This is a genomic window from Mesorhizobium sp. M0227 (assembly GCF_040321855.1).
Lineage (GTDB): Bacteria > Pseudomonadota > Alphaproteobacteria > Rhizobiales > Rhizobiaceae > Mesorhizobium.
The window spans coordinates 47355-60437 of sequence record NZ_JAMYSJ010000012.1 but is presented as its reverse complement, the minus strand read 5'-3'; the positions used below and the strand labels follow the sequence as shown (position 1 = coordinate 60437).

General features: G+C 62.0%; 14 protein-coding genes. 5 read left to right on the top strand and 9 right to left on the bottom strand.

Translation table 11 applies throughout. The features are described 5' to 3' along the window. Position 1: 1 nt before the first annotated feature. The 9 genes from NKJ00_RS18155 to NKJ00_RS18115 all read right to left on the bottom strand — a co-directional run bounded on the left by NKJ00_RS18155 (position 2) and on the right by NKJ00_RS18115 (position 7811). Positions 2-658, bottom strand: coding sequence for an imm11 family protein (locus NKJ00_RS18155; RefSeq protein ID WP_352630643.1), 657 nt, complete (start codon positions 656-658; stop codon positions 2-4). Positions 659-722: 64 nt separating this feature from the next. Continuing rightward, entirely contained in the window at positions 723-1385 is a 663-nt protein-coding gene (locus NKJ00_RS18150; protein ID WP_352630641.1) for a glutathione S-transferase family protein, read from the bottom strand. A 40-nt stretch (positions 1386-1425) separates the two neighbouring features. After that, entirely contained in the window at positions 1426-2298 is an 873-nt protein-coding gene (locus NKJ00_RS18145; protein WP_352630639.1) for an aldose 1-epimerase family protein, read from the bottom strand. A gap of 175 nt (positions 2299-2473) precedes the next feature. Continuing rightward, complete coding sequence (locus NKJ00_RS18140; protein WP_023812012.1) at positions 2474-3190, bottom strand: Bax inhibitor-1/YccA family protein; 717 nt, start codon at positions 3188-3190, stop codon at positions 2474-2476. A gap of 23 nt (positions 3191-3213) precedes the next feature. Continuing rightward, a complete protein-coding gene (locus NKJ00_RS18135) occupies positions 3214-4005 on the bottom strand; it encodes an anti-sigma factor family protein (RefSeq protein ID WP_127294473.1) in 792 nt (263 codons plus the stop codon). Next, positions 4002-4517: a sigma-70 family RNA polymerase sigma factor gene (locus tag NKJ00_RS18130; protein WP_236383399.1), complete on the bottom strand. Its 516-nt coding sequence runs from the start codon at positions 4515-4517 to the stop codon at positions 4002-4004. Before NKJ00_RS18130 ends, NKJ00_RS18135 begins: the two co-directional genes overlap by 4 nt. Before the next feature lie 156 nt (positions 4518-4673). Next, positions 4674-5207 carry a response regulator transcription factor gene (locus NKJ00_RS18125; RefSeq protein ID WP_023812014.1) on the bottom strand — a complete coding sequence of 178 codons (534 nt, stop codon included), beginning with the start codon at positions 5205-5207 and terminating at the stop codon, positions 4674-4676. After that, on the bottom strand, positions 5197-6477 hold the full coding sequence (locus NKJ00_RS18120) for an ATP-binding protein (protein ID WP_502895872.1): 1281 nt from the start codon (positions 6475-6477) through the stop codon (positions 5197-5199). The genes NKJ00_RS18125 and NKJ00_RS18120 overlap by 11 nt, the downstream gene beginning before the upstream one ends. Before the next feature lie 38 nt (positions 6478-6515). Continuing rightward, positions 6516-7811 carry an MFS transporter gene (locus NKJ00_RS18115; protein WP_352630751.1) on the bottom strand — a complete coding sequence of 432 codons (1296 nt, stop codon included), beginning with the start codon at positions 7809-7811 and terminating at the stop codon, positions 6516-6518. Positions 7812-7995: 184 nt separating this feature from the next. On the opposite strand from NKJ00_RS18115, the gene cyoA reads away from it, so the two are divergent. The 5 genes from cyoA to NKJ00_RS18090 all read left to right on the top strand — a co-directional run bounded on the left by cyoA (position 7996) and on the right by NKJ00_RS18090 (position 13000). Beyond that, positions 7996-9165, top strand: a complete 1170-nt coding sequence (gene cyoA / locus NKJ00_RS18110) for a ubiquinol oxidase subunit II (protein ID WP_352630635.1) — start codon at positions 7996-7998, stop codon at positions 9163-9165. 15 nt (positions 9166-9180) lie between these two features. Continuing rightward, positions 9181-11193 (top strand): cytochrome o ubiquinol oxidase subunit I, encoded by a 2013-nt coding sequence (cyoB, locus tag NKJ00_RS18105; RefSeq protein WP_352630633.1) that lies wholly within the window; start codon positions 9181-9183, stop codon positions 11191-11193. Between the two features lie 5 nt (positions 11194-11198). After that, positions 11199-11825 carry a cytochrome o ubiquinol oxidase subunit III gene (gene cyoC, locus NKJ00_RS18100; RefSeq protein WP_352630631.1) on the top strand — a complete coding sequence of 209 codons (627 nt, stop codon included), beginning with the start codon at positions 11199-11201 and terminating at the stop codon, positions 11823-11825. Continuing rightward, positions 11822-12202 (top strand): cytochrome o ubiquinol oxidase subunit IV, encoded by a 381-nt coding sequence (cyoD, locus tag NKJ00_RS18095; protein ID WP_352611739.1) that lies wholly within the window; start codon positions 11822-11824, stop codon positions 12200-12202. Before cyoC ends, cyoD begins: the two co-directional genes overlap by 4 nt. A 96-nt stretch (positions 12203-12298) precedes the next feature. Further along, on the top strand, positions 12299-13000 hold the full coding sequence (locus NKJ00_RS18090) for an SURF1 family protein (RefSeq protein WP_352630748.1): 702 nt from the start codon (positions 12299-12301) through the stop codon (positions 12998-13000). Positions 13001-13083 lie beyond the last annotated feature (83 nt).

The window sequence follows — 13083 nt, the reverse complement described above, 5'->3', positions numbered from 1 at the left end:
GTCAAAATCCTGCTCTCCGCCGCAGACCTGCCCAAAAGCGCGTGAGCGAGCTTGCGGTTGAACTGCCCTTTTCCACACCTGGGTATTCGATCCTGCCTTGTCCGACCGGCCCGTCGCTCCAGACCAAGTTGAAAGCAATGCCCTTGAGCCCAAGCTCCCCGATCCGGCGTACGATCGTCTCCTGCAGATAGATATCGGATATTCGCACCCCGTCCGCACGCTCGGGCAGCTTGAATATCTCGGTACCGCCGATTGCGTCCGCTCGAAGGACGAGGCTTTCGATCACCATTACGCCGCCATCGTCAAAGCGAACGATCTTTGAACGTTCCTCGTCCAGCGCATCGATCACGGTGGTGACATTGCAGAGCGATATTGGCTCGTCAGCACGAAGCGGCAGGAATTCACCGTACGGTTCGAGGGTTGGCCGAAGCAACTTCAACGCCCTCGCCCGCAGGATGAGCACATGCTCGCCAAGCCATGGAAAATCTGAATATTGCCGGAACGTACCGTCGTCGTGTTCGCGCAGGATCTCCATCCCGGGCGGATGCCATTGTGTCTGCTTCCGGCCGCAGAGCGTCGAAAACAGCTGGTAGTCGTCCGCCTGTCGAGGAAGGACCCATTCCTGTCCTTCGACCACACTCAGGACATAGATATTCATCCGATCCCCCGCACATCATTGCCTTGGTAGACTCGGCCTGCTGCGCGGCTCTTCGCGCGCGTTCTCACCGCTGGTCCGCGACAGCCGTTTGCGGCACCGGCGGCAATTCGGGTGCATCCATCCCCTTGAAAGGGTCACGCCAGGCGCCGATGTCTTCAAGCCGACGGTACCAGCGGCTGACAGAGGAATAATCGTCGAGCGGCAATCTGGCGGCATCGTTGAACGGCAGAAAGGTCGCCATTCGAAAATCGGCATAGGAAACCGAATTCCCGACCAGCCACTGCCGCTCGGCAAGCACGGCGTCGAGTATTGCCGCGGCCGTATGGAATTGGTTTAGGCCCTCCTCCACCCGCTTCTGATCGATCGGGCCGATGCCGTACCGCTGTTTGGTCCCACGTTCGAAATGCACCGTGTCGCACGCGAGTGCGAAGTGCTCCTTGCCCCAGCTCAGCCAGCGGATCATCTCGGGTTCGTCATCGCCGGTGCGCCAGAAATCCGAATGCGCGTCGCGCGAGAGCCTGCAGGCTATGGCGTCTGCCTCCCAGAGGCTCTTTCCCTCATCATCCACAAGGATGGGCAGTGAGAGATTGGGATTTAACGGCCGATATTTCTCCGCCTGCCCCGGAGCGAAGGGCGAGGCGAATTCAAATTCGACTTTCGCGTCGAGATGGAGTGCCGCCGCGACCGCCAATCGAGGATTGGGATTGCGGCTGAAATGCAGCTTCATAGGGCACTCCCGGCGTGACTGGATCTGCCGATCAGGAACGTCATAGCAGCCGTATCTGATAGCTCATCACGCGCTTTGCCCCCGGCGCGATCACCATCAGGCCTGGTTTGTCGACAAAATCACCATCGAAGTCGACCGGGCTTGCAATGCCGTGCCAGGGTTCGATGCAAAGGAATGGCGCGCCGCCCGGCTTTGACCAGACGCCCAACTCCCGAACCCCTTGCCAGGACATCTCCAGAGCCAGGCCACGCTCGGCGGCATAACGCACGCTGGAGCTGGCGATCTGGTCCATAATCACGGCGTCCTCGTCGAACAACCGCTCAGAGAGCGGGAGTATGTTGCCTTCGACAGGCGTCGGCTGTGGCGTTTTCAGCAGCAGTCCGTCCTTAAGGCGGCGGATCGGCGCCGGCTCATCATCGGCAAAGATCAGCCGGTAATCCGTCTTGGCCAAATCCGGCTGCAAGGGCCAATTGAACGCCGGGTGCGCCCCGATCGATGCCGGCAGGAACTCATCACCGGTGTTGGTGATGTCGAAAGTCACATCAAGCTGCTGGCGGACCAGCGTATAGGTCACTTCAAGCCGAAAGGCGAATGGATAGCGCGCCCAGGTGTCGGCGTCGTCAGTGAGCACCAGCGTGCAGGATCGCGCCCCCTTCTGCGTCCAGGCAAACGGCTTGTCGCGCGCAAACCCGTGCTGCGTCATTGGATAGGTCCGGCCGCGATGGCGCAGATGATCGCCCGCCAGCCGCCCCACGATCGGGAACAGCACCGGCGAGTGCCGCCGCCATTCTGGCCCCGCCTGCCACAGGAATTCAGATCCGTGCGCGTCTTGCAGCGAAATCAGTTCGGCACCCTGCGCGACAATGGTCGCCGAGATGCCGTCGCCATGAAGCCTTTGGCTGTCCTGTGCCACATTTCCTCGCGGGTCGTTGTTGAAGGCCGGCGCGGTGGGCAGACTAGCAAAAGCTCTTGGGGACTCAAGGTGTAGCCTGGTTCTGCAGGAACGAATTGTGGCCGGAGGATCTCCCTCCGGCCACCTCTCCGCATCAAGAGCAATAACCCTCGCTGTTGCCCACAGCGGATAGTTGTTATTCGCGTTCGCCGGTAAAATTCAGCAGCAGCTGGAAGATGTTGATGAAATTCAGATAGAGCGAGAAGGCGCCGAAGACGGCAAGTTTCTGGCGCGATTCCGCGTCGAAATTCTCGGCATACTGTTCTTTGATCGTCTGCGTATCCCAGGCGGTCAGGCCGATGAACACGGCGATGCCTATCACCGAGATGGCGAACTGCAGCGCGGTCGAGCCGAGGAAGATGTTGACGATGCTGGCGATCACCACGCCGATCAGGCCCATGATCAGGAACGACGAGAACTGGGTCAGGTCGCGCTTTGTCGTGTAGCCGTAGAGACTGGTGGCGCCGAACATGGTGGCGGCGATGAAGAAGGTGCGCGCGATGCTGGTTCCGGTGAAGACCAGGAACACGGAGGCGAGCGACAGGCCCATGACCGCGCAGAAGGCCCAGAACATCGCCTGGGCACTCGCCGCCGACATGGTCTGCATTTTGAACGAGAACAACATGACGAAGGCGAGCGGTGCCAGCATCACCACCCATTTCAGCGGGCTGGAGAAGATCGGCACGTAGAGCGCCGGCGTCGATGAGATCATGAAGGCGACGAGACCGGTGACCACAAGGCCGACCCCCATGTAGTTGTAGACGCGCAGCATATGCTGGCGCAGGCCCTCGTCGAAGATGGCTCCGGTTTGGGCGCCGGCGCCGACGCGATATCCCAGATTGGGGGTGTTCATTTGCGTTCTCCTTTGTGGATCGATCAGTAAAGCGTCTTGGCAAGCGTCTCGGCGGCGCGGTCGAGGTCGTGGACCTCGCTTCGTCCGACCACCGCATAGGCGACATCGCCGATCTGGAAATAGGCCGACGAAATGTCGCCCGAGGGCGCTATCGTCGGCTTGACGACGTCGAAGGTTCCGGGCCGGATCGCAAACAGCGACACCAGCCCCATGTCTTTCGTCTCGACCGCCATCTCGACGCTCGGCCCAAAGCGCGACGGATAGATCTGCACGTCGCGCACCCTCCAATCCGTCGGCAGCGACGGCATGACGATGGCAGTGGCGGCGCGGATTTCGCCGGCGTTGTAATTGGGCGCTTCCGGCTGCGACGGCATGCTCTCGCGCACCAGCGTCGTCCTGTGGGCCTGCACTGCCTCGTCGACATAGGCGGGCGGCTGCGGCGAGGCGACGACCTTGGTCACCGACATCGGCCCGATGATGCCGTTTGCCAGCCAGCCGGCGGCGACGAAGCCGGCGACCGCCGCCGCGCGCTGCAACACGCCGAAGAGCCGGCCGCGGGCAAGCCCCCTCTCCAGCCGCCGCGCGGCATCGGCGGTCGCGGGCCGCGCCATGCCCTTGGAGCCGGCCAAACCTGCGGAACCGGCAAGCGCCACGCGCAGTTCATCCCGGGTCCTGAGATCCGACATCACGCGCGCCGCCGCCTCCGGGCGGGCGGACAAGAATGCTTCGACCTCGATGCGGCGGGTGACGTCGACCTGGTCGTCGACATAGGCGTCGAGGTCGATATCGGTCACGGGATCGACAGTTGCGGTCATGACGGGCCTCCAACGATCCTGAGGTGGTTTTTTGCCTTCGCGGGCTCCTCCATCTCGCGCAGTGCGGCGCGCGCCCTGCCGATGCGTGACATCAGCGTGCCGAGCGGCACGCCGCTGGCATCGGCGGCCTGTTGATAGGAGAGGCCTTCGATGGCGACGAGGTGCAGCGCTGAACGCTGTTCTTCCGGCAGGCTGAAAAAAGCCTCGCGCACCTGCGCCAGGCGCACCGAATGTTCCTGTGGTGCCGGCGTGCTGCCGTCGGCCAGGTATCCAGCCTGTTCGACGCGCGATGCTTCGGACTTGCGGGACCGCATCTTGTCGATGAAGGTGTTGTGGACGATCGACAGCAGCCACGCGCGCAGGTTTCCGCCGGAGCGGAACGTGCTGCGCCGCTCATAGGCGCGCACCAGCGCGTCATGGACAAGATCCTCGGCGTCGGTGCTGTCGCGCGTCAGCGAGCGCGCATAGCGGCGCAGCGAACCGAGCTGTCCTATGATGTCAAAGCGTGGCATCGACGGTTTCATGTCCTGTTTACGGAGCATGTGGGGATTTTAATCCCTGCCCTGCCAATTTTTTCCCTTTGAGGACATCGTTCGAATGCAACGAGTGTTGCCGGCATCGATTCCATCATTGGTGCCGCACAATATGCGATGCCCGGTAGATCGTGCCTACTTCACACGCCTCTTCTCAAGCTTCCGCGCCAGAGTCCGGCGGTGCATGCCCAGCCGTCGTGCCGTCTCGGAAATGTTGAAGTCGGCCTCCACCAGCATCTCGTGGATACGCTCCCATTCGAGGTTCTTTATCGAGGTTGGTCGCTCGGCGAGCGGCACCGAAGCATTGCCCTCGACCTGGCCGAAAGCCGCTTCAATGTCATCTGTATTGGCGGGCTTGGCGAGATACTGGCAGGCGCCGAGCTTGATCGCCTCGACAGCGGTGGCGATGCTTGCAAAGCCGGTCAACACGACGATCCGCATTTCAGGATCGTGCTCGTGCAGCGCCCTGACGCATTCCAGGCCCGAGCCGCTGGCAAGCTTGAGATCGACGACGGCATATTGGAAGGCAACGGTGCCGATCAGCGCATGCACGCCGTCGACGCTCCGGCAGCTATGCGTTTCGTAGTCACGCCGTTCGAAAGACCGGCGCAGTGCGTTGGCAAAGGCGATGTCGTCCTCGACGATCAACAGCGTGCGTTTAGTCGGCATTGTGCCCTCGCGGAGACAGAGCAGCCAGCGGCAGATGCAACGTAACCGAAGCTCCCCCCTCGGTTCTATTTCTTACGGTGACGCTACCCCCCAGCTTGCGGATGACATTGACGACCAGAAACAGGCCGAGCCCGCTACCTGGCCGGTTTTTGGTCGACGTATAGGGCTTGCCGAATTCAGCAAGCATGGCTTCTTCAAATCCCGGTCCCGCGTCGACAACTTCGACGATAAGATCGTCAGCGTGGCGGCTGACGATCAACCCGACCCATAGAGGCGACGCTTCAAGTGCGTTGTCCAGTACATTGAACATCACCTGTTTGAGCGCAGGATCGGAGACGATCTCCTGGTTGGCGCCGAAACGCCTGGTGTATTCGAAACCTTGCGGCAGCCGTGTCGATTTCCATTCGGCCACCAGCTCCGCCAGGAAGGTGTCGACGGAGGTGCGAACCGTGCCTTCGCCGCGCAATTCGCCCGACGACATCAGGATTCCCGAAACGATCTTCTTGCAACGGTCCAACTGGCCCTGCATCTCCCGGATTTCCTGCGCCAGATCCGGATCGGCCTCGAGAGCCGGCATGCGCTGCCAGTCGTTGAGGATGACCGAAAGCGTGGCCAGCGGCGTGCCGAGCTCATGCGCGGCGCCAGAGGCGAGCAGGCCCATCCTGACGATGTGAGCCTCCTCCGCCGACTGCTGGCGCAAATCCGCAAGATGGGCGTCGCGGGTGCGAATGTTGTTCTGGACCCTGGTGATGAACAGCACCAGAAGCGTTGCCGCCAGGACGAAACAGATGAACATGCCTTGGATGTGCAAGCTGAACAGCCCGGCACCGTGTGCGGCGGGCAGGCTGATCTCACGGTAGAAAGTGGTCAGCGCGATGAAGCACGTGCTTGCAATGAGGACAAGGGCCCAGACCGACCATGTCTCCAGCAGCACCGCGCCCAGGATGACCTGGAGCAGGTAAAGCGAAATGAAGGGATTGGACGCGCCGCCACTCAGGTAAAGCTGGACCGTCAACGCGGTGACGTCGAGCAGCAGCCCAAGAAACAGCTCGGTGTTGGTGATCGCGTCCTGGCTGCTGTGCCGGCGCAGGCTGGCGACATTGAGAGCGATCAGCAGCAGGATCACCACCGCCATCGGGACCAGTGGCAATCCGATGCCGAGCACGTAGTGGACGAACAGGATCGTCACGATCTGACCACCGACCGCGATCCAGCGCAGTTGAATCAGAAGCAGAAAATTCTGTTTGTTGGTCTTGTCGTGCAGAGTCATTGGGCCGGGAGGTCCCCAGCCCTGGCCAAGCAGGTCACTCAAGCGGGCGTCCGATCCAGGCGCTGGTTGAGCCTCAGCGCAAGCAAGGTGCATAGTGCTCCCGACAACAGATAGGCGCCTGACGAGATCAGCCCGAAATGGGCGGACAGGAACAGGGCGACTATGGGGGCGAAGCCCGCCCCGAACAGCCAGGCGAGGTCCGAGGTCAGCGCAGCACCTGTATAGCGGTAGGTCTTTGAAAAATTCGAGGCGAGTGCTCCTGAAGACTGGCCGAACGACAGGCCGAGCAGGACGAAGCCCAAGACCATGAAGACGGACTCTCCGACGAAGCCGCCATCGAGCAGCTGTGGCGCGAAACCGCTGAAAACGGCGATGGCCACCGCCGAGCCTCCGAGCAAGGGCCAGCGCCCAACCCGGTCGGCGACGAAGCCCGAGATCGCGATTGCCGCCAGGCCGAAGAAGGCTCCGATCGTCTCGATGACCAGGAACCGAGCCGGTCCCTCGCGCGTGAACAGGAAAATCCAGGACAGAGGAAACACAGTCACCATGTGGAACAGGGCGAAACTCGCCAGCGGCGCGAAGGCGCCGAGCACGACAGTGCGCCCTTCGGCGCGCAACGTCTCGCGGACGGAAGTCGGCTCCAGTTCCTGGCCTTCGAACAGTTTGGTGTATTCCGGCGTCACCACGATGCGCAGCCGTGCGAACAGGGCGACGACATTGATGGCGAAGGCGACGAAGAACGGGTAGCGCCAGCCCCAGCTGAAGAAGTCTTCGGCCGACAGGTTGCCGACGAAATATGCAAACAGGGCGCTGGCAACGATGAGCCCGAGTGGCGCGCCCAGCTGCGGGATCATCGCATACCAGCCGCGGCGCTTTTCGGGCGCATTCAACGCCAGCAGCGAGGCAAGTCCGTCCCATGTCCCGCCCAGCGCCAGTCCCTGACCGATCCGGAACATGGCCAGCAGCCAGGCCGAAGCCTGGCCGATCTGGTCGTAACTGGGCACGAAGGCGATCGACACGGTCGAGGTCCCCAGCAGGAACAGCGCGATGGTGAGCTTGGCGCTGCGTCCGTAGGCGCGGTCGAGCGCGGTGAAGATCGCCGTGCCGATCGGCCGCGCGATGAAGGCAAGCGCGAAGATGGCGAAGGAGTAGAGCGTGCCGGTCAACGGGTCGGCATAAGGAAATACGAGCTTCGGAAAAACGATGACGGAAGCGATCGCGTAGACGAAGAAGTCGAAGAATTCCGACGTCCTGCCGATGATGACGCCAACGGCGATTTCGCCGGGCTTCACCTCATGATGCCGCGCGTTGATCCGTCTTGCGTCGGCTTCCATCTTCGAAGTTGGGCTCACAGCATTCTCCGTCGCCCCGCCGCGGTGTCATACGATCGCTTGCCATGTGCGCGGGCCAGATGCTTTGATGACGCCTGCCGCGTCATTGCGGCATTGGACAAATTGTCCAATGCCTTCATTGCCGCGGTGCGGCTAGCACTGGGGGGAACAACCGACAGGTCATACATTGAGCCGTCTCCGTACCCTTTTCCTGCTGCCCCTGCTGGCATCGCTCGGCTCCTGCAGCATGGTCGTCATGAACCCTGCCGGCGACGTCGCCGCGCAGCAGCGCGACCTGCTGATGGTGTCCACGGCACTGATGCTGATCGTCATCATACCGGTGATGGCTCTCACCATATTCTTTGCCTGGCGATACCGCCAGTCCAACCGCGAGGCGCGCTACGAGCCGGATTGGGACCACTCGACCCATCTCGAGCTCGTCATTTGGGCTGTGCCGCTTCTGATCATCATCTGCCTGGGCGCGGTGACGTGGATGGGGACGCATCTGCTCGACCCCTATCGGCCGATCGGACGTGTATCGGCCGGCAAGCCGCTGCCGCCGGACGTGCGCCCGCTTGAGGTCGAAGTCGTCGCGCTCGACTGGAAATGGCTGTTCATCTATCCGGAGTACGGCGTCGCCATGGTCAACGAACTGGCTGCGCCGGTCGACCGGCCGATCAGCTTTCGCATCACCTCCGCATCGGTGATGAACTCCTTCTACATTCCAGCACTGGCCGGCCAGATCTATGCGATGCCGGGTATGGAAACCAGGCTGCACGCCGTCATAAACAAGTCCGGCGACTATGAAGGGTTCTCCGCCAACTACAGCGGCGCCGGCTTCTCGGGAATGCGCTTCGCGTTCCACGGCCTAGACGATGCCGGTTTCCAGGCATGGATCGCGAAGGCAAAGGACGGCGGCGGCAAGCTCGACCGAAACGGCTATCTGGAGCTCGAACAGCCCAGCGAGAACCAACCCGTGCGCCATTATGCGGCGGTGGATGCCGATCTCTACAAGGCGATCCTCAACATGTGCGTCGAGCCCGGCAAGATGTGCATGAGCGAGATGTCGCAGATCGATGCCAAGGGCGGGCTGGGAATGGCCGGCATCCGCAACACCCTGCCGCTGCTGTATGACAAGTTCGCCCGGCGCGGCACGATATTCGGCCCTGCCCCATCCTATGTCGCCAGCATATGCACGACCGAAGAAGCACTGGCGGCTTCGAAGGCCGATCAATCCGTCACGCCGATGACCTCGACGCCGATAGTCGGCGCTGGTCTGCAACGGCCACTGCCCCTGTCGATCCGACTGCCGTCACCTTCCGCAACCGGCACGCTTCGGTCGCCCTTCAACTCCTGAGGCGCCACGCAAGACATGTTCGACAATCCTGCTCTTCTCAAGGCGATCTTCGGCCGGCTCACGCTCGAGTCGCTGCCGCTGCACGAACCCATCGTGGTCGCGACCTTCGTAGTCGTCGCGCTGGGCGGCATCGCCCTCGTCGGCGCGCTGACCTATTTCAAGCTCTGGGGCTATCTGTGGCGCGAATGGTTCACCAGCGTCGACCACAAGCGCATCGGTGTGATGTACATGGTGCTCGGCATCGTCATGCTGCTGCGCGGCTTCAGCGACGCCATCATGATGCGGCTCCAGCAGGCGATGGCCTTCGGCGGTTCGGAAGGCTATCTCAATTCGCATCACTACGACCAGATCTTCACCGCGCACGGCGTGATCATGATCTTCTTCGTGGCGATGCCGCTGGTGACGGGCCTGATGAATTTCGTCGTCCCGCTGCAGATCGGCGCGCGCGACGTGTCGTTTCCGTTCCTCAACAATTTCAGCTTCTGGATGACGGTCGGCGGCGCGGTCATCGTCATGATGTCGCTGTTCGTCGGCGAATTCGCCCGCACCGGCTGGCTTGCCTATCCGCCGCTGTCGGGTATCGGCTACAGTCCCGATGTCGGTGTCGATTATTATATCTGGGCCCTGCAAGTGGCGGGCGTCGGCACGCTGCTGTCGGGCGTGAACCTGGTCTGCACCATCGTCAAGATGCGCGCGCCAGGCATGACCATGATGAGAATGCCGATCTTCACCTGGACCGCGCTCTGCACCAATGTGCTCATCGTCGCCGCCTTCCCGGTGCTGACGGCGGTGCTGGCCCTGCTGGCTCTCGACCGCTATGTCGGCACCAACTTCTTCACGAACGACTTCGGCGGCAATCCGATGATGTACGTGAACCTGATCTGGATCTGGGGCCACCCCGAGGTCTACATCCTGATCCTGCCGGCCTTCGGCATATTCTCCGAAGTGACCTCGGCCTTCTGCGGCAAGCGGCTCTTCGGCTACACATCGATGGTCTATGCAACCATCGTCATCACCATCCTGTCCTACCTGGTCTGGCTGCATCACTTCTTCACCATGGGATCGGGAGCGAGCGTCAACTCGTTCTTCGGCATCACAACGATGATCATTTCGATCCCGACAGGCGCCAAGATATTCAACTGGCTGTTCACCATGTACCGCGGCCGCATCCGCTTCGAACTGCCGATGATGTGGACGGTCGCCTTCATGCTGACCTTCGTGGTCGGCGGCATGACCGGCGTGCTGCTCGCGGTTCCGCCAGCCGACTTCGTGCTCCACAACAGCCTGTTCCTGGTCGCGCATTTCCACAACGTCATCATCGGCGGCGTGCTGTTCGGCCTGTTTGCCGGCATCAGCTACTGGTTCCCCAAGGCATTCGGATTCCGGCTTGATCCGTTCTGGGGAAAGATGTCGTTCTGGTTCTGGGTGGTCGGCTTCTGGTTCGCCTTCATGCCGCTCTACATCCTCGGCTTGATGGGCGTAACGCGCCGGCTGCGCACCTTTGAGGATCCCTCGCTGCAGATCTGGTTCATCATCGCCGCCTTCGGCGCCTTCCTGATCCTGCTTGGCATCCTGTCCTTCCTCATCCAGATCTTCGTCAGCGTGCGCCGGCGCGAGCAGCTTCGCGACGATACCGGCGATCCGTGGGACGGGCGTACGCTCGAATGGGCGACGTCCTCGCCGCCGCCGGCCTACAATTTCGCCTTCACGCCGGTCGTCCACGATCTCGACGCCTGGACGGACATGAAGAATCGCGGCTACCAGCGTCCGTTGACGGGCTTCCGCGACATCCACATGCCGCGCAACACCGGAGCCGGCGTCGTCCTGGCCGGGTTGAGCGTGGTGCTTGCCATGGCGCTCATCTGGTACATTTGGTGGCTGGCGATCGTCAGCTTCGTCGCCCTGATCGGCTACGCCATCGCGCATACTTTCAACTACGACCGGGACTTCCACATTCCGTCCAGTGACGTCACCCGCGTCGAGGACGAGCGGACACGCCTGCTCGCAGCCACCAGCCAGGCGGGATAAGCACCATGGCACACGCCGACACGGTGATCGACGACACGGTCTTCCACCTGGAAGACGACCACGGCCATGCCGAGAGCGGCAGCAGCACCATGCTCGGCTTCTGGATCTATCTGATGAGCGACTGCCTCATCTTCGCGATGCTGTTCGCGGTCTACGGCGTGCTCGGTGGCAATTACGCGGCCGGACCCGCGCCGAAGGACCTGTTCGATCTTCCGCTGGTCGCGCTGAACACCACCATGCTGCTCCTGTCCTCCATCACTTACGGCTTCGCGATGCTGGAGATGGCGAAGGGACGGGTGAAACCCATGCAGGTGTGGCTGGTGATCACTGGCCTGTTCGGCCTCGCCTTTCTCAGCATCGAACTCTACGAATTCGCCCATTTCATCCACGAGGGGGCGACGCCGCAGCGCAGCGGCTTCCTGTCGTCGTTCTTCACGCTGGTCGGAACGCACGGCCTGCACGTCACCTTCGGCCTGATCTGGCTGGTGGTGCTGATGGTGCAGGTCTCCAGGCATGGGCTGATCGTCGCGAACCAGCGGCGCCTGATGTGCCTGAGCATGTTCTGGCACTTCCTCGACGTCATCTGGATCGGCGTCTTCACCTTCGTTTATCTGATGGGAATGTTGCGATGAGCGCCGGGCACCAAACAGACACCAGCGACCAGAGCCACGCGCATCACGGCGTCGATCACGGCTCGCTGCGCGGCTATCTGACAGGCTTCGGCCTGTCCGTCGTGCTGACCGCCATTCCCTTCTGGCTGGTCATGACCAACGCGCTCGGCAATCAGATGGCGTCTGCGATTGCCATCATGGCCTTCGCCGTCGTGCAAATCATCGTCCACATGGTGTTCTTTCTGCATATGAACACCAGGTCGGAGAGCGGCTGGACCATGATGGCCCTGATCTTCACCCTCATCCTGGTGGTGATCGCGCTGACGGGCTCACTCTGGGTCATGTACCATCTGAACGTCAACATGATGCCCGGCCATGACATGAGTCAGATACCCTGAGAGAGGGACCTGGCTTTGGACGAACAGGCACGGACGATACCGCATTCGAATACAGGCGACGGCCAAAGGGTTACGCGTTCACCATGGACGCTGTTGGTGCTTTGCCTTTGCGGGGCCATCGGCATCACCGGCTTTTCGGCGCTTGGTGTCTGGCAGCTGGAGCGCCGCGTCTGGAAACTCGACCTGATCGAGCGTGTCGACCAGCGTCTCAAGGCAGTACCTGTGGCCGCCCCGGCGCCTTCGGCCTGGCCTGCGATCAACGCCAGGGATGGCGAGTATCGCCAGCTTGCCGTCACGGGCCGGTTTCTCGGTGATCGCGAGACCCTGGTCCAGGCGGTCACCGATCTCGGCGGGGGCTTCTGGGTAATGTCGCCGTTCCGAGCGGATGATGGCTTCACGATTCTGGTGAACAGGGGCTTCGTGCCGACGGACAAGCGCGATCCGGCAACCCGCCTCGCAGGCAAGCCCTCGGGCGATCACACCGGAATTCACGGCCTGTTGCGCATCAGCGAACCGAAAGGCGGCTTCCTGCGTAACAACGATCCGGCCGCCAACCGCTGGTATTCGCGCGATGTGCAGGCGATCGCCACGACGCAAGGCCTCGGGCGTGTCGCTCCTTATTTCATCGATGCCGATGCCACGCCCAATCCGGGAGGGTGGCCGGTCGGCGGCCTGACGGTCGTTTCGTTCCACAACAACCATCTGGCCTATGCCCTGACATGGTTCGGGCTGGCCTTGATGGTGCTGGGCGCGATCGCCTATCTGTTGCGGCAGGCTGGGAAATACGGTGGGGCCTGACCACTGGCCCCGGCAAAGCCGAAATTGCGCACGGAAGCGCTCATGCCGGCGCGGACGATGGCGTGGTGGCTCTGTTGATGTTG